The organism is Streptomyces sp. NPDC047028 (assembly GCF_040644095.1).
GTDB lineage: Bacteria > Actinomycetota > Actinomycetes > Streptomycetales > Streptomycetaceae > Streptomyces.
The window spans coordinates 12901-26430 of the sequence record NZ_JBEYVS010000031.1 but is presented as its reverse complement, the minus strand read 5'-3'; the positions used below and the strand labels follow the sequence as shown (position 1 = coordinate 26430).

General features: G+C 71.4%; 13 protein-coding genes and 1 riboswitch. Of the genes, 6 read left to right on the top strand and 7 right to left on the bottom strand.

Features of this window, described 5'->3' with window-relative positions:
* Positions 1 to 161 precede the first annotated feature (161 nt).
* The 3 genes from ABZ854_RS25590 to ABZ854_RS25580 form a co-directional block, all read right to left on the bottom strand.
* Positions 162 to 980 carry an enhanced serine sensitivity protein SseB C-terminal domain-containing protein gene (locus tag ABZ854_RS25590; RefSeq protein WP_361214800.1) on the bottom strand — a complete coding sequence of 273 codons (819 nt, stop codon included), beginning with the start codon at positions 978 to 980 and terminating at the stop codon, positions 162 to 164.
* Positions 981 to 1244: 264 nt separating this feature from the next.
* Complete coding sequence (locus ABZ854_RS25585) at positions 1245 to 2036, bottom strand: enhanced serine sensitivity protein SseB (protein WP_361214798.1); 792 nt, start codon at positions 2034 to 2036, stop codon at positions 1245 to 1247.
* Positions 2037 to 2097: 61 nt separating this feature from the next.
* Positions 2098 to 2775 carry an AAA family ATPase gene (locus ABZ854_RS25580; RefSeq protein WP_361214923.1) on the bottom strand — a complete coding sequence of 226 codons (678 nt, stop codon included), beginning with the start codon at positions 2773 to 2775 and terminating at the stop codon, positions 2098 to 2100.
* Between the two features lie 178 nt (positions 2776 to 2953).
* A riboswitch (glycine riboswitch) is annotated at positions 2954 to 3051 on the top strand.
* A gap of 158 nt (positions 3052 to 3209) precedes the next feature.
* Here ABZ854_RS25580 and gcvT point away from each other — a divergent pair.
* From gcvT to ABZ854_RS25555, 5 genes are all read left to right on the top strand, one after another.
* The gene (gene gcvT / locus ABZ854_RS25575) at positions 3210 to 4337 is read left to right on the top strand and encodes a glycine cleavage system aminomethyltransferase GcvT (RefSeq protein WP_361214796.1); all 1128 of its coding nucleotides are present in this window, start codon (positions 3210 to 3212) and stop codon (positions 4335 to 4337) included.
* A gap of 143 nt (positions 4338 to 4480) precedes the next feature.
* Positions 4481 to 4855, top strand: coding sequence for a glycine cleavage system protein GcvH (gene gcvH, locus ABZ854_RS25570; protein WP_361214794.1), 375 nt, complete (start codon positions 4481 to 4483; stop codon positions 4853 to 4855).
* A 14-nt stretch (positions 4856 to 4869) separates the two neighbouring features.
* A complete protein-coding gene (glyA, locus tag ABZ854_RS25565; protein ID WP_361214792.1) occupies positions 4870 to 6138 on the top strand; it encodes a serine hydroxymethyltransferase in 1269 nt (422 codons plus the stop codon).
* A gap of 69 nt (positions 6139 to 6207) precedes the next feature.
* Positions 6208 to 7575, top strand: coding sequence for an L-serine ammonia-lyase (locus ABZ854_RS25560; RefSeq protein WP_361214790.1), 1368 nt, complete (start codon positions 6208 to 6210; stop codon positions 7573 to 7575).
* Between the two features lie 122 nt (positions 7576 to 7697).
* Complete coding sequence (locus ABZ854_RS25555) at positions 7698 to 8255, top strand: GH25 family lysozyme (RefSeq protein WP_361214788.1); 558 nt, start codon at positions 7698 to 7700, stop codon at positions 8253 to 8255.
* On the opposite strand, the gene ABZ854_RS25550 is transcribed toward ABZ854_RS25555, so the two are convergent.
* Entirely contained in the window at positions 8189 to 8563 is a 375-nt protein-coding gene (locus tag ABZ854_RS25550; protein WP_361214786.1) for an endonuclease domain-containing protein, read from the bottom strand. The two genes, ABZ854_RS25555 and ABZ854_RS25550, sit on opposite strands and share 67 nt — an antisense overlap.
* Positions 8564 to 9156: 593 nt before the next feature.
* Here ABZ854_RS25550 and ABZ854_RS25545 point away from each other — a divergent pair.
* On the top strand, positions 9157 to 9837 hold the full coding sequence (locus ABZ854_RS25545; protein ID WP_361214784.1) for a Crp/Fnr family transcriptional regulator: 681 nt from the start codon (positions 9157 to 9159) through the stop codon (positions 9835 to 9837).
* Between the two features lie 18 nt (positions 9838 to 9855).
* Here ABZ854_RS25545 and ABZ854_RS25540 read toward each other — a convergent pair whose 3' ends face one another.
* Genes ABZ854_RS25540 through ABZ854_RS25530 form a run of 3 tightly spaced genes read right to left on the bottom strand, consistent with a single transcriptional unit; the run spans position 9856 to position 13485 of the window.
* Complete coding sequence (locus ABZ854_RS25540; protein WP_361214782.1) at positions 9856 to 11544, bottom strand: lipopolysaccharide kinase InaA family protein; 1689 nt, start codon at positions 11542 to 11544, stop codon at positions 9856 to 9858.
* Positions 11541 to 12803: a protein phosphatase 2C domain-containing protein gene (locus ABZ854_RS25535; RefSeq protein WP_361214780.1), complete on the bottom strand. Its 1263-nt coding sequence runs from the start codon at positions 12801 to 12803 to the stop codon at positions 11541 to 11543. Before ABZ854_RS25535 ends, ABZ854_RS25540 begins: the two co-directional genes overlap by 4 nt.
* Position 12804: 1 nt before the next feature.
* Positions 12805 to 13485, bottom strand: a complete 681-nt coding sequence (locus tag ABZ854_RS25530) for a hypothetical protein (protein WP_361214778.1) — start codon at positions 13483 to 13485, stop codon at positions 12805 to 12807.
* Positions 13486 to 13530: the final 45 nt, after the last annotated feature.

The window sequence follows — 13530 nt, the reverse complement described above, 5'->3', positions numbered from 1 at the left end:
ATCCGAACTTTGGGTAACGCACGTCGGACGGGGGGAACTTGGGCGGGAACGCCGATTTTGCGCGATTCGGCGCCCCTCACGGGCTTCTACGCGCGCAGAGTCGGGGTCGCACCGCAGATTTCGTTGCCCGGGTCAACAAGCGGGCACTACGGGGTTGTTGATCAGTAACCGCCGTGCACCGGTGGGTAACCGTATCCGGCGGCGGGGGCTCGGTCCGGAGGCGGCGACGGCAGCGGTGACTGCGGGGCCGGCGCGTGGGCGTCGCGGTCGTAGAACGGACGGCCGTTCACCCGCATCCACATCACGACCGGGTCGTAGTCGTCGGTCATCGCCACCGTCGAGACCGGCAGCCCCTCCGGGACCGCGCCGACCGACTGCTGCATCATCGCGCGCACCGAGTCCACGGCGGCCGGCGAGGTGTCGTACACGTCCAGCCCGATCGCGAGGTACGGCGCCCCGAGCGCGGGCTGCACCCAGGCTCGGCGCAGGGAGCGCAGGGCCGGGGTGCGGTGGGCGTTCTGCGCGAGCAGGGCGTAGAACTGCGGGATCTCGATGCCGGGTTCCGACAGGCGCAGCGGGCCGGCCGGCTGGCGGTCCAGTCCGGTGGCGATGCGGCGCAGGTCCAGCCAGGGGATGCCGACGCCGCCGCCGGGGGCATGCGGGTTGAGCCAGAGGCCGTGGTGGTCGGGGTAGAGGGTGCGGGCCACGTCGACTCCGTCGACGACCTCGTACGACCGGTTCCAGCCGCTCGCGGAGAGTTCCTGAGCGGAGGTGACGCAGGGGGCGTAGTGGGAGCCGTCGACGTCCATCGTGCCGTACTGGGCGTCCGGGGAGCCGGCCTGGCCGTGCCACAGGAGCATCCAGATCTGGCCGGCGGAGGGGGTGGCGAGGGCGCGCAGCAGGGCCTCGTAGGCGTCGTAGCGCCCGGGGGTTACTTGGCGCAGCATGTGCTCGACGCTGCCGCTGTGGCTCGCGCTCACCTGTTGTACCGGCCCTTCTGGCAGTTGCCCCGCGTTTGGTGACAGCTTAAGCGCCCAGGGGGGCGGGGCCATGGGTTCGGTCGCGGGTGCGGGTGCGTGGTGGTTGATCGCGCAGTTCCCCGCGCCCCTTTGGGGGCGCCCCTGCTGGGCGGGGTCCGGGGGTCGGTCGCGGGTGGGGGTCGTCTGTGGCTTGTCGCGCCCACGCGGCGGAGCCGCGTATCGGACACAGCCCCGCGCCCCTTTGGGGCGCCCCTGCGGGGCGCCTCAGTGGCCGTGCTCGTAGAAGGGTCGGACGTTTGTTCTGAGCCAGGTGGCTACCGGGTCGTCTGTTGCGTCCATGAGGAGGAGGTTGACGGGGCAGGGGGCGGGGGTGGTGGTGAGGGCTCGGCCGAGGGCCTGGAGGGGGAGGTCGCGCAGGTCGCCCTCCCACTGGGTGAGTTCGACGCCGATGAACATGACCGGGTCGGCCGCCTCGATGGCGGCGAGGCAGCGGCGGGCCGTGCGGACCACGCCGGTGGCGGCGAACTCGGCGGAGGCGGCGGCGAGGAAGTCGACCGGGTCGTCCTGCCAGTCGGGCTCGAAGAGGCGGACCCGGCCGCCGGTGTTGGGGCCGTCCAGCGGGGTGCGGCCGGCCCGGCACAGCTCGGCCACCGCGTCCGGCGGGAGGGGAACGCCGACCACGCCGCCGGGGTTGACGGCCAGGCCCGCCTGCGGGGGCAGACCGCGGGCGAACTCCACGGCCGGGGCGATGGTGTACGACAGGTGGGCGCCGGCGGCCTGCCGGAACTGTTCCTCGGAGCTGAACACCGGGACGTAGACCTGGCCGTCGATCTCCATGCTGGGCAGGTCGAGGGGGCCGCTGTCCGGGCCGCCGCCGCCCGGCAGGGGTATCCACAGGAAGCTGCGGCCCAGCACCTCGATGATCCGCCCGGCCGCGCCGGGCACGCCGAGGGAGGCCGAGAGCACCTCCTCCAGTTCGTTGCCGGGCCAACCGCCGTGCGGGTGGGGGTGCGCCTGTGCCGGGAAGTCCGCGGGAACGTCCGCCGGGAAGTCCATGTGCCTACCGCCTGCTGGAAACCATCGAAACCACTGATGCGGCGATCAGATTAGTGGCTGGTCAGTCCGCGCGCTGTGCGAAGGCTATGCAGCGCAGGACGTCGGCCGCGGGGCGGTCCAGGAGGACGGCGGAGGCCGAGCCGGCGGGGAGGTCGCCGCGCTCCACCGCGCGCAGCAGCCGGGCCGTCGTACGGCGGTGGCGGCCGAAGGCGTAGCGGGAGACGCCGCGGCCGCGCTCGCGCTGGCCCGCGCGGGCCGCCTCGGGCGCCACGTCGAGCAGGAGCAGGTGGAGGCGGGCGCCGCGGCGGCGGGCCTCGCGGGCCAGCCAGCCGCGCACCCAGGTCTGGGTGCCGCAGTCGTGCACGACGATGCCCTCGCCGGAGCGCAGGGCGCGGCGCAGTCCCGCGTAGTGGGCGAGGCGGACCAGGGGGCGGTACAGGGCGTAGGGCAGGCGGCGGGGCAGCCGGGCGGCCCAGCGGTCGCGGGTGTCCTGGGAGTCGACGCGGGGGCCGGGGACCGCGCGGTGCATCAGCGTGGACTTGCCGCTGCCGGGCAGGCCGGTGATCACCACCAGGTCGTCCGGGCCGAAGAGCAGGGCGTGCGGGCTGCGGCCGGCCCGGTCGCGCAGGTCGCGGACGACCGGGGCGGGTCGGTCCGCGGTGCGCTCGCGGGCGGGGGCGGAGGGCTGCTTCGGCACCGCGATGCCGGTCGCGGCGGCGTACGCCGTGGTCCTGTTCACCGTGATCGTCCTCCCCTTGGGCTCGGTAATATCCATGCCCATCGAATGTAAAGAGAAGGTAATGCGCGGTGTCCGACGGCGGCGTGCGCGTACGGCCACAGGTCGGTTACAGATACCGGTCCTGACGGGTGCGCGTCCGGCGTGCAATGATGTGCGCGCCAACTGCATACCGGCCGCTTGAATCCGCGCGGGAGAGTCCTCAGCCATCGCCGCTGGGGCGCCGAAGGAGCAAGTCCCTCCCTTGAATCTCTCAGGCCCCGTTACCGCGCGGGCGAGGCACATCTGAAAAGCGGGCCGCTGCCGGCAGTGGCCCCACCCAAGGTGCAAGCCCTTGATCGTCCCTGTGGCGGTCGTGGCGAACCTCTCAGGTTCCGATGACAGATGGGGAGGAACGTTCCTCGCCTGTCACAGCCGACCCGGGAGACGACCGACCGATGAGCAGTACCGAACCCACTGAGCCGCGCCGCACCGCGCTCGATGCCCTGCATCGCTCGCTCGGTGCGACGATGACCGACTTCGCCGGCTGGGACATGCCGCTGCGCTACGGCTCCGAGCGCGACGAGCACCTCGCCGTGCGCACCAAGGCCGGCCTGTTCGACCTCTCCCACATGGGCGAGATCACCGTCACCGGCCCGCAGGCGGCCCAACTGCTCAACTTCGCGCTGGTCGGCAACATCGCCTCCGTAGGCGTCGGCCGCGCCCGCTACACCATGATCTGCCAGGCCGACGGCGGCATCCTGGACGACCTGATCGTCTACCGCCTGGCCGACACCGAGTACATGGTGGTGGCCAACGCCTCCAACGCCCAGGTCGTGCTGGACGCGCTGACCGAGCGCGCCGCCGGCTTCGACGCCGAGGTCCGCGACGACCGGGACGCCTACGCGCTCCTCGCCGTCCAGGGCCCCGAGTCCCCCGGCATCCTGAAGTCGCTGACCGACGCCGACCTCGACGGCCTCAAGTACTACGCCGGCCTGCCCGGCACCGTCGCCGGCGTCCCCGCGCTGATCGCCCGCACCGGCTACACCGGCGAGGACGGCTTCGAGCTGTTCGTGAAGCCCGAGCACGCCGTCGAGCTGTGGCAGGCGCTGACCAAGGCCGGCGAGGCCGCCGGACTGGTCCCCTGCGGCCTGTCCTGCCGCGACACGCTGCGCCTGGAGGCGGGCATGCCGCTCTACGGGCACGAGCTGACCACCGCGCTCACCCCCTTCGACGCCGGCCTCGGCCGGGTCGTGAAGTTCGAGAAGGAGGGCGACTTCGTGGGCCGCGAGGCGCTCACCGAAGCCGCCTCCCGCGCCGAGGCGAACCCCCCGCGCGTGCTGGTCGGCCTCATCGCCGAAGGCCGCCGCGTGCCGCGCGCCGGGTACCAGGTCGTCGCCGGCGGCCAGGTGATCGGCGAGGTCACCTCCGGCGCCCCCTCCCCCACCCTGGGCAAGCCGATCGCCATGGCGTACGTCGACGCGGCGCACGCGGCGCCCGGCACCGAGGGTGTCGGCGTCGACATCCGGGGCAGCCACGAGCCGTACGACGTCGTGGCGCTGCCGTTCTACAAGCGCCAGAAGTAGACACTTCTACCGGCGTCACGGCCGGGCACCGGGGCGCGGCCCGTCACCCCCGTGTGACCCCGCGCACATCCCGCCTGCCCCGGCAGCGGCGCCTGCGGTCCCCCTTTCACCAGCACTCCCGCGCGTACAGGAGAATTCAGGCCATGAGCAACCCCAAGGAACTGCGGTACAGCAAGGAGCACGAGTGGCTGTCGGCCGCCGCGGACGGCGTCTCGACGGTCGGCATCACCGAGCACGCCGCCAACGCGCTCGGCGACGTCGTCTTCGTCCAGCTCCCGGAGGTCGGTGACACCGTGTCCGCGGGCGAGACCTGCGGCGAGCTGGAGTCGACCAAGTCGGTCTCCGACCTGTACTCCCCGGTGACCGGCGAGGTCACCGAGGTCAACGAGGACGTCGTCAGCGACCCCTCGCTCGTGAACTCCGCCCCCTTCGAGGGCGGCTGGCTGTTCAAGGTCAAGGTCGGCGACGCGCCGGAGCTGCTCTCCGCCGCCGAGTACGACACCTTCATCGCCGGCTGAGGAGTCGTAGCCGTATGACTGTCCTGAACACGTCCCTGCACGAGCTGGACCCGGAGATCGCCGCCGCGGTCGACGCCGAGCTGGTCCGCCAGCAGTCCACTCTGGAGATGATCGCCTCCGAGAACTTCGCGCCGCTCGCGGTGATGGAGGCGCAGGGCTCGGTGCTGACCAACAAGTACGCCGAGGGCTACCCGGGCCGCCGCTACTACGGCGGCTGCGAGCACGTCGACGTCGCCGAGCAGATCGCCATCGACCGGGTCAAGGAGCTGTTCGGCGCCGAGTACGCCAACGTGCAGCCCCACTCCGGCGCCTCCGCGAACCAGGCGGCGCTGTTCGCCCTGGCCAAGCCCGGGGACACCATCCTGGGTCTGGACCTGGCGCACGGCGGCCACCTCACCCACGGCATGCGCCTGAACTTCTCCGGCAAGCAGTTCGACGTCGTCGCCTACCACGTCGACCCGGCGACCGGCCTGGTCGACATGGCCGAGGTGGAGAAGCTCGCCAAGGAGCACCGCCCGAAGGTGATCATCGCCGGCTGGTCGGCGTACCCGCGCGAGCTGGACTTCGCCGAGTTCCGCCGGATCGCCGACGAGGTCGAGGCGTACCTGTGGGTCGACATGGCGCACTTCGCGGGCCTGGTCGCGGCCGGTCTGCACGCGAACCCGGTGCCGTACGCCGACGTGGTGACCTCCACCACGCACAAGACGCTCGGCGGCCCGCGCGGCGGCATCATCCTGGCCCGCGGCAAGGACTTCGCCAAGAAGCTGAACTCCGCCGTCTTCCCGGGCTTCCAGGGCGGCCCCCTGGAGCACGTGATCGCGGCCAAGGCGGTCTCCTTCAAGGTCGCCGCCTCGGAGGACTTCAAGGAGCGCCAGCGTCGTACCGTGGAAGGTGCGCGCATCCTCGCCGAGCGGCTGACCGCCGCCGACGCCCGCGAGGTGGGGGTCAACGTGCTGTCCGGCGGTACGGACGTGCACCTGATCCTGGTCGACCTGCGCGAGTCCGAGCTGGACGGGCAGCAGGCCGAGGACCGCCTCCACGAGGTCGGTATCACGGTCAACCGCAACGCCGTCCCGAACGACCCGCGGCCGCCGATGGTGACCTCCGGTCTGCGGATCGGCACGCCCGCGCTGGCGACCCGCGGCTTCACGGCCGAGGACTTCACCGAGGTCGCGGACGTGATCGCCGAGACGCTGAAGCCGTCGTACGACGCCGAAGCGCTGAAGGCCCGGGTCACCGCCCTGGCCGCCAAGCACCCGCTGTACCCGGGTCTGAACAAGTAGATCCGGAACGTGAAGTCCCCGGTGGGGCACTCGACGAGGAGTGCCCCGCCCTTGTCCCGAGGAGTGACCGTGGCCATCTCGGTCTTCGACCTGTTCTCGATCGGCATCGGCCCGTCCAGCTCCCACACGGTGGGCCCGATGCGCGCGGCGCGCATGTTCGCCCACCGGCTCCGCAATGAGGGCCTGCTGGAGCGGACCGCCGCCGTCCGCACGGAGCTGTACGGCTCCCTCGGCGCGACCGGGCACGGCCACGGCACCCCGAAGGCCGTCCTGCTCGGCCTCGCCGGTGACTCGCCGCGCACGGTGGACGTGGAGACGGCCGACGAGCGCATGGAGACGATCAAGTCCGAAGGGCGCCTCGCACTGCTCGGCGAGCACGAGATCGCCTTCGACTACGACCGTGACCTGGTCCTGCACCGCCGCAAGGCACTCCCCTACCACGCCAACGGCATGACGCTCTGGGCGTACGACACCTCCGCCGCGGAGCTCCTGACCAAGACCTACTACTCGGTCGGCGGCGGCTTCGTCGTGGACGAGGAGGCGGTCGGCGCGGACCGCATCAAGCTGGACGACACCGTCCTGAAGTACCCCTTCCGCACCGGCGACGAGCTGCTCCGCCTCACCCGTGAGACCGGTCTCTCCATCTCCGCGCTGATGCTGGAGAACGAGCGGGCCTGGCGCACCGAGGACGAGATCCGCGCGGGCCTGCTGGAGATCTGGCGGGTGATGCGGGAGTGCGTCGAGCGCGGCATGACCCGCGAGGGCATCCTGCCGGGCGGCCTGAAGGTCCGCCGCCGGGCCGCGAACACCGCGCGCAAGCTGCGCTCCGAGGGCGACCCGCAGGCCCTCGCCATGGAGTGGATCACCCTGTACGCGATGGCCGTGAACGAGGAGAACGCGGCCGGCGGCCGCGTGGTGACGGCCCCCACGAACGGCGCGGCGGGCATCATCCCGGCCGTCCTGCACTACTACATCAACTTCGTCCCCGGCGCCGACGAGGACGGCGTGGTCCGCTTCCTCCTCGCGGCCGGCGCGATCGGCATGCTCTTCAAGGAGAACGCCTCCATCTCCGGCGCCGAGGTCGGCTGCCAGGGCGAGGTCGGCTCCGCCTGCTCCATGGCGGCAGGCGCCCTCGCCGAGGTCCTGGGCGGCTCCCCCGAGCAGGTCGAGAACGCGGCCGAGATCGGCATGGAACACAACCTCGGCCTCACCTGCGACCCCGTCGGCGGGCTGGTCCAGATCCCCTGCATCGAGCGCAACGGCATGGCCGCGGTGAAGGCGGTCACCGCCGCGAAGATGGCCATGCGCGGCGACGGCTCCCACAAGGTGTCCCTGGACAAGGTCATCAAGACGATGAAGGAGACCGGCGCGGACATGTCGGTCAAGTACAAGGAGACGGCCCGGGGCGGGCTGGCGGTGAACATCATCGAGTGCTGAGCGGTGGGCCCTGGCCGGAGCGTTTCCTTCTTTCAGCGCTGTTGTCGGGGTCTCGCGGTTGTCCAAGGGCTCGGTGCGGAACGTTGGTTTCCGGATGGGGCGTCGGCGGGCACAACTCAGCCATGCTGCACGGCATCGACGTAAGCGCGTATCAGTCGTCCTCGTACGGTACGGACGGGCTGTCCTTCGTCTTCATCAAGGCGACGGAGGGTCACTCGTACGTCAACTCGCGGCTCACCGCCCAGACCAAGACCGCCCGTGACGCCGGACTGGTCGTCGGCTTCTACCACTTCCTGTGGCCGGGCAACCTCACCACCCAGGCCGAGTACTTCGTGGGGCACGCTCCCGAGAAGGCCGGCGACATCCTGGCCGTCGACTGGGAGACCACCGGCGACGGCACCCACGCGAGCAACAAGGAGAAGGACGCCTTCATCCGGAAGGTGAAGGAACTACGGCCGCACAACCGGGTGATCCTGTACACGAACCGGAACTACTGGCTGTCGGTCGACACTACTTCCTACGCCGGAGACGGCTTGTGGATCGCCGACTACGTCACGGCGGGGCACCCCCGAATCAAGGCGAAGTGGCGTTTCCACCAATACAGCAGCGAGCCTCACGACAAGGATGTGGCGGCGTTCGAGAGCAAGGCCGAGTTGAAAAAATGGGCCGCCGGCGCCTGAGTCCGCCAAGCGCCGACCGACGCCGCAAGCTCCGCCTGCAGCCGCCCTGCGGGCGGATCCGCCAGATAGGTGTTCAGCAGGTCGAAGGTTCGAAGCTCGGGCCGAAGCGCCTCGTACCAGGCCAGCGCATGAACATTACAGCTGTTACACACCAGACCACGCACGCATGCACCGCAACTCCGCCGCCCCGCGCAGCATGCGTGATCGTGGTCGATGTCCATGGCTCGGCTGCTTCTGTCGACTTCGCGGCAGACCGCACGTCTCCCCTCCTGGTACAGGATCAACAGGCGCAGGAACTCCTTGGTCACGTTGTAGTGCCCAAGGCGTACGAGTTCGGCGTTGCACGGCTTGCAGTACGGGCGCGGCGTACCCGTTGCGTTCAGCGGCGAGTAATCCGTTATGGGCTTGTCTTCCCCGCACCCGCGACACTCGATGACTCCCCTCGCCACCATCTCCTGGACGACACCGTTGCCCCGCTTCTTGCGTACGGTTGCGAGCGGATACCCCTTGGCTTGCTGTTGATAGTGAGCAGTGCAGAGTCCTTTGGCAGAAGCGACTCTCACGCAGTCGGAGAACGCACAACTCCGGCTCATCGCCGCTGCCCTTTTGGCATCGACGGGGGAAAGCCTTCTCCCCCTCAGGAACTGCGCGTAGTGAGCCCTGCACATCCCCTTGGTCAACGGATACCTGTCTGAGGACCGGTCGCACTGCCGGCCATCACCGTTCGCTGCACACACACTCATGCGCCCCCTGACACCCGCCGACTCAAGATTTCACCTGATCAACGAAGAAGTCGAACTCACGTAACGGGCACGAACGTCAGGGCGAGGTTTCAGCAGCGGTGAGGCAGGGCCACACTCATGCAAGCCTGATGTGAAGGACCAGGAAGGAGGGAGAGGTCGTGGCCAGCCGTACCGCCTCCTTCTGGGAGGCTCTTGATGCCGGGGACCGGGCTGCTCTGCGGCGGGCCGGTGTGCGGATGGTGCTGGAGGCGGACCGGCAGTTCCTCACCCAGGGGGAGGGTTCGGATCATCTGATCGTGCTGGTCGGCGGGTGGGTGAAGGTGGTCGCGCAGTCGCACGCCGGGTACCGGGCGCTGCTCGCGCTGCGCGGACCCGGTGAACTGCTGGGCGAGCAGGCCTCGGTGGAGCGGGGGCGGCGGCGTTCGGCGTCGCTGGTGACGGCCACCCCGGCCGAGGTGCTGAACCTGCCTGCCGGGCGCTTCCACGTGCTGGCCCGCTCCCGGCCTCAGATAGCCGCCGCGCTGGAGCGGACCCTGTCGCAGCGGCTGCGGGAGGCCGACGTGCAGCGCGCCGGGATCACCGAGCCGGTGCCCGCCCGGCTCGCCGGGCTGCTGCTGGACCTGGTGGAGCGGTGCGGGCTGCCGGACGCCGACGGCACCGGGCGCCGTATCGGACTGTCACTCTCCCAGGACGACTTGGCGGGTCTGGCGCTGACCTCGCGGCGCACGGTGAGCCGGGTGCTGGAGCAGTGGCGGGCCCGGGGCTGGATCGTGACCGGACGGCAGACGGTGACCGTGCGGGCCGTGGACCAGCTCAAGCGGCTGGCCCACGGGGGGTGAGGGGCCGACGCACAGCCGTCAGCAGGGGGTGTAACTCACTCCCTCCCTCGGCGCCTTGTAGATGCGGTAGCCCTTGGAGTGGGTCAGCTGGTAGGTGATCGTCCAGTCGTCGCAGGTGTCGTCGGGGCTGCTCGCCGGGCCGTAGCCTGCGTCCTGGTGGCTGCGGAAGCTGAGCGTGGCCAGGGTGTAACCGCTGTCGCTCTGCAGGCTGTTGAGGACGAACTCGCTGTCCTGGGTGGTCGACATGACCTTCTTCCAGTCGGCTCGGCTGGAGTCGGAGCCGAGGTCGACGATGCCGCTGCCGGGGTCGTAGTACCTCAGCGCGGTGTCGTAGCGGTGCTGGTTGACCGCGCCGAAGAACGCGGCGAACATGCCCGCGACGTGCGGGGCCCGGGAGTCGTCGGCGACCGCCGAGAAGTCGACGGAGGCGCCCTTCGCGACGACCAGGGTGGGGTCCTTCGACTCCGTGGGGGTGGGGGTGGTGTCCGACGGGGTGGGGCCGGAGCCGGAGCCCGAGTCGTCGTCCCGGTAGGTGTCGGCGGTCGGGGTCGTGGAGGACGGCGTCGCCTGGCTGTCGCCCGTGTTGCGCATGTGGGTGACCGTGTAGCCGCCGATCGCGCCGACCAGCAGCGCCGCCAGCAGCCAGCCGGCAACCCGCTTGCCGGTCGAGGCGGCGGCGGGCCTCGGGGGCGCGGGGCGCGGGGGCGTGGGGCGTGGGGGCGTGGGACGGGGTGGCACCGGCCTCGGCGGCACGGGCTGCGGGGACGGGGGCGTGGGCGTCGGCTTGGGCGCGGGTGGCGGGGTGGGGCGGCGGCGGAGACGGTCGTGCGCGAGTTCCAGTTCGGGGAGCCATTCGGCGAGGGCCGGCCGGCGGCCCGGGTCCGCGTTCTGGGCCCGGTTGGCGAGGCCGGCCAGCCCCGTGGACAGCGCACGCAGCGGGCCGGGGTCCCGGTCGTCCTGGTCGCGGTTGAACAGCCGCAGGGCGAGCAGGCCGAACTTCCAGGAGTCGGCGGCGGTCGTGGCCTTCAGCGCCTCGGGCACCTCCCAGCTGGGGGTGTCGACCTGGTCCAGCACGTCCTTGCCCTTATGGCGCATGGAGTCGCAGTCGATGAGCAGACAGCGGGCCGCGCCCTGAAGGGTGAACAGCACGTTCTTCGGTGAGAGGTCGCCGACCACGATGCGGTGCTTGTGCAGCCAGGCGATGGTGCGGGCGAGGTCGAGCAGCAGTTCCACGCGGCGCGTGTCGTCGACGACCAGGCCGATGCGCCGGCCGTAGTCGTCCACGTTGAGCAGGTACTCCAGCGCCTGCAGCTGGGCCCCGCCCAGGACCGGGCTGTGCAGTTCGTACGCCGGTGTCACCCGGTGCATCAGGAAGCCGGTGACCTTGGTGCTCGGGTTGCGGGACGGCAGCGGGTCGGTGGGGGTGTCGCCCCGGTAGACCAGGGCGAGCGGCCAGGTGGTCCGCTCGTCGAGGAAGGCGCGGTCGGCCGGGCCGAGCAGCTGGCGGAAGCAGACCATGTCGTGCAGGACGTCGGCGTCGTACGAGACGACCGGCAGGTACTCCTTGTACGCCAGGTACTCCCCGGCGAACCGGCCGGGCGGGTCGGGGACGCCGTAGACGATCCCCTGGCCGCCGTTGCCGAGGCTGTGGTCGGTGTACCGGCCGAGCTTGTCGGGCAGTACCCAGGCCATCTGTACGGCGGTCATCGCGGCCCTCCCGGCCCGGCGGCGCGCGGCCACAGGGCCAGCAGGGTGCGGTCGTCGTCGAAGGTCTCCCGGTAGAAATCGAGCATGTAGGCGAAGGCCAACGGGGGCACCGGGGTGGCGAGTTCGTTGGCGAAGAGGCGGGCGACCTTGCCGCGGCCGTCACCGACGGGGTCGCCGAACCCGTCCGTGCCGACGAGCAGCACGGTGCCCGGGTCGAGGCGGAACTCGGCGGGCCTCGCGTCGGCGGGGACGTACGGCATGGGCTGGACGACGGAGGACATCAGCCCGTCGGCGCCGGCCTGCTTGCCGCCCTGCAGCGGGTACAGCTCCTGGTACTTGATCGCCCAGGCGCCGGAGTCGCCGACCGAGATCAGCGCCACGTGGACGCCGTCCCGGGTGGGGGTGGCGGCACCGGCGACGAGGGTGGTGGCCAGCAGGTCGGCCGTCTCGTCGACGGTGGCGTCCTTGCCGCGCAGCAGCCGGGTGGCCTGTTCGCGCAGCTGCCAGTGGACGGTGCCGAGCAGTTTGGGCCAGTCGGTGACCAGGCCGTTGCTCGCCCGGACCTGGGCGAGCAGTTCGTCGACGGCACTGCGGCAGGCGAGCTGGGAGCCGATGTGCGGCTGGCTCGCGTCCGAGACGCCGTCGGCGACGGCGAACACCACGGTGCCGGTGGTCTCGTCCCAGGAGGCGGCCGCGTCGTCCTCGCGGGGGCGGCCCTCGACCCGGTGCGCGTAGCCGCGCACGGAGGCCAGGCGCAGGTCCAGGGCGGGCGTGGACCAGCCGTCGCAGACGGTGTCGGGCCGGTACGACAGCACGCGGCCGGGCGGCCTGGGCGTGAAGTCGGGGACGACGCCGTCGATCACCATCGGGTGCCAGTACCGGCCGAAGTCGTCCAGAGGGAGCGCGGGGTGCTGCGCCGGGGGCGGCGGGGCGTGCTGGGCATGCTGCGCCGGGGGCTGGGGCCGGACCTGCGACGGCCCCGGCTGCTGTGGTCCGGGCTGCTGCGGTCCCGGCCGGGCGCCCGGCGCCGTCGCGGGGGCGGGGCCGGGGGCGACGGGCGGCCAGGGGCCCGGCTGCTCCCAGTCGTACATCTGCGCGGGCTGGGCGGGCTGGGCCGGCTGATCGGGCCGGTCGGGCTGCCCGGTCGCCGGCTCGGACGGCGGGTAGAGCGCCGGGGCGGGGCCGGGCGGGGGCGGGGGCTCGCGTCGCTTCTCGCCCCGGTGGTCGTCGTCGGAGCGGCGGTTGTGGAACAAGGCCACCTCAGATCACATCGATCGCGACGGTGAAGCCTTCCGGCTTGTCCACCACGAGTTGCGGGGCCGCCGAGCCGAGCGAACGGCCCGAGGAGATCACGCTCTTGGTGAGCGCGGTGCAGAACTTGGCGATGGCCGCGCCCACATCGACGCCCTTGTTGGCGACGAAGCCGAACTGCGCCTCGGTGGCGACCTGGTTGATGGTCTGCGCGTCGGCGTCGACGATGCCGCAGGCGATGATGTTCGGCGCGCCGAGCGTGGCCTGCCGGTCGACGAGCCTGCGGTGCGCGGACTTCCAGTCCTCGCCGTGGTTGGGCAGTCCGTCGCTGAGGAAGAACACGGCGGGCCGGTGCACCTGGTAGCCCTCGCCCTTGAGGGCGGCCACGTCGTCGGGTATGCGGCGGATCAGGTCCTCGAAGGCGGCCGCGTAGCTGGTCATGCCGCGGGTGCGCAGCTGCGGGAACTCGCCCGCGCTGCGCAGGTCGACGAGGTGGACGCGTTCGATCACGTCGTCCGAGAAGCCCAGTACGGAGAAGCGCACCTTGGCGGCGGCCATCGGCTCGCCGAGCAGTGCCTGGTGGAGTGAGCGCAGGCCGGCGTTCAGCTCGTCCATGTGCTCGGTCATCGACCCCGACTCGTCGGCCAGGACGTAGATGGGGAGCAAGTGCCCCCGGTTGCTGTCCATCATCGTCGTTCCGTTCCCTGCGTGGTGGGTTGGTGCGGTGCTGTCAGG

Excerpts from the sequence above, each read along its gene's own strand:
- gcvT (WP_361214796.1), top strand. The coding sequence starts at position 3,210 with ATGAGCAGTACCGAACCCACTGAGCCGCGCCGCACCGCGCTCGATGCC.
- ABZ854_RS25540 (WP_361214782.1), bottom strand. The coding sequence starts at position 11,544 with ATGACCGCCGTACAGATGGCCTGGGTACTGCCCGACAAGCTCGGCCGG.
- gcvH (WP_361214794.1), top strand. The coding sequence starts at position 4,481 with ATGAGCAACCCCAAGGAACTGCGGTACAGCAAGGAGCACGAGTGGCTG.
- ABZ854_RS25555 (WP_361214788.1), top strand. The coding sequence starts at position 7,698 with ATGCTGCACGGCATCGACGTAAGCGCGTATCAGTCGTCCTCGTACGGT.
- ABZ854_RS25585 (WP_361214798.1), bottom strand. The coding sequence starts at position 2,036 with ATGGACTTCCCGGCGGACGTTCCCGCGGACTTCCCGGCACAGGCGCAC.
- ABZ854_RS25530 (WP_361214778.1), bottom strand. The coding sequence starts at position 13,485 with ATGATGGACAGCAACCGGGGGCACTTGCTCCCCATCTACGTCCTGGCC.
- glyA (WP_361214792.1), top strand. The coding sequence starts at position 4,870 with ATGACTGTCCTGAACACGTCCCTGCACGAGCTGGACCCGGAGATCGCC.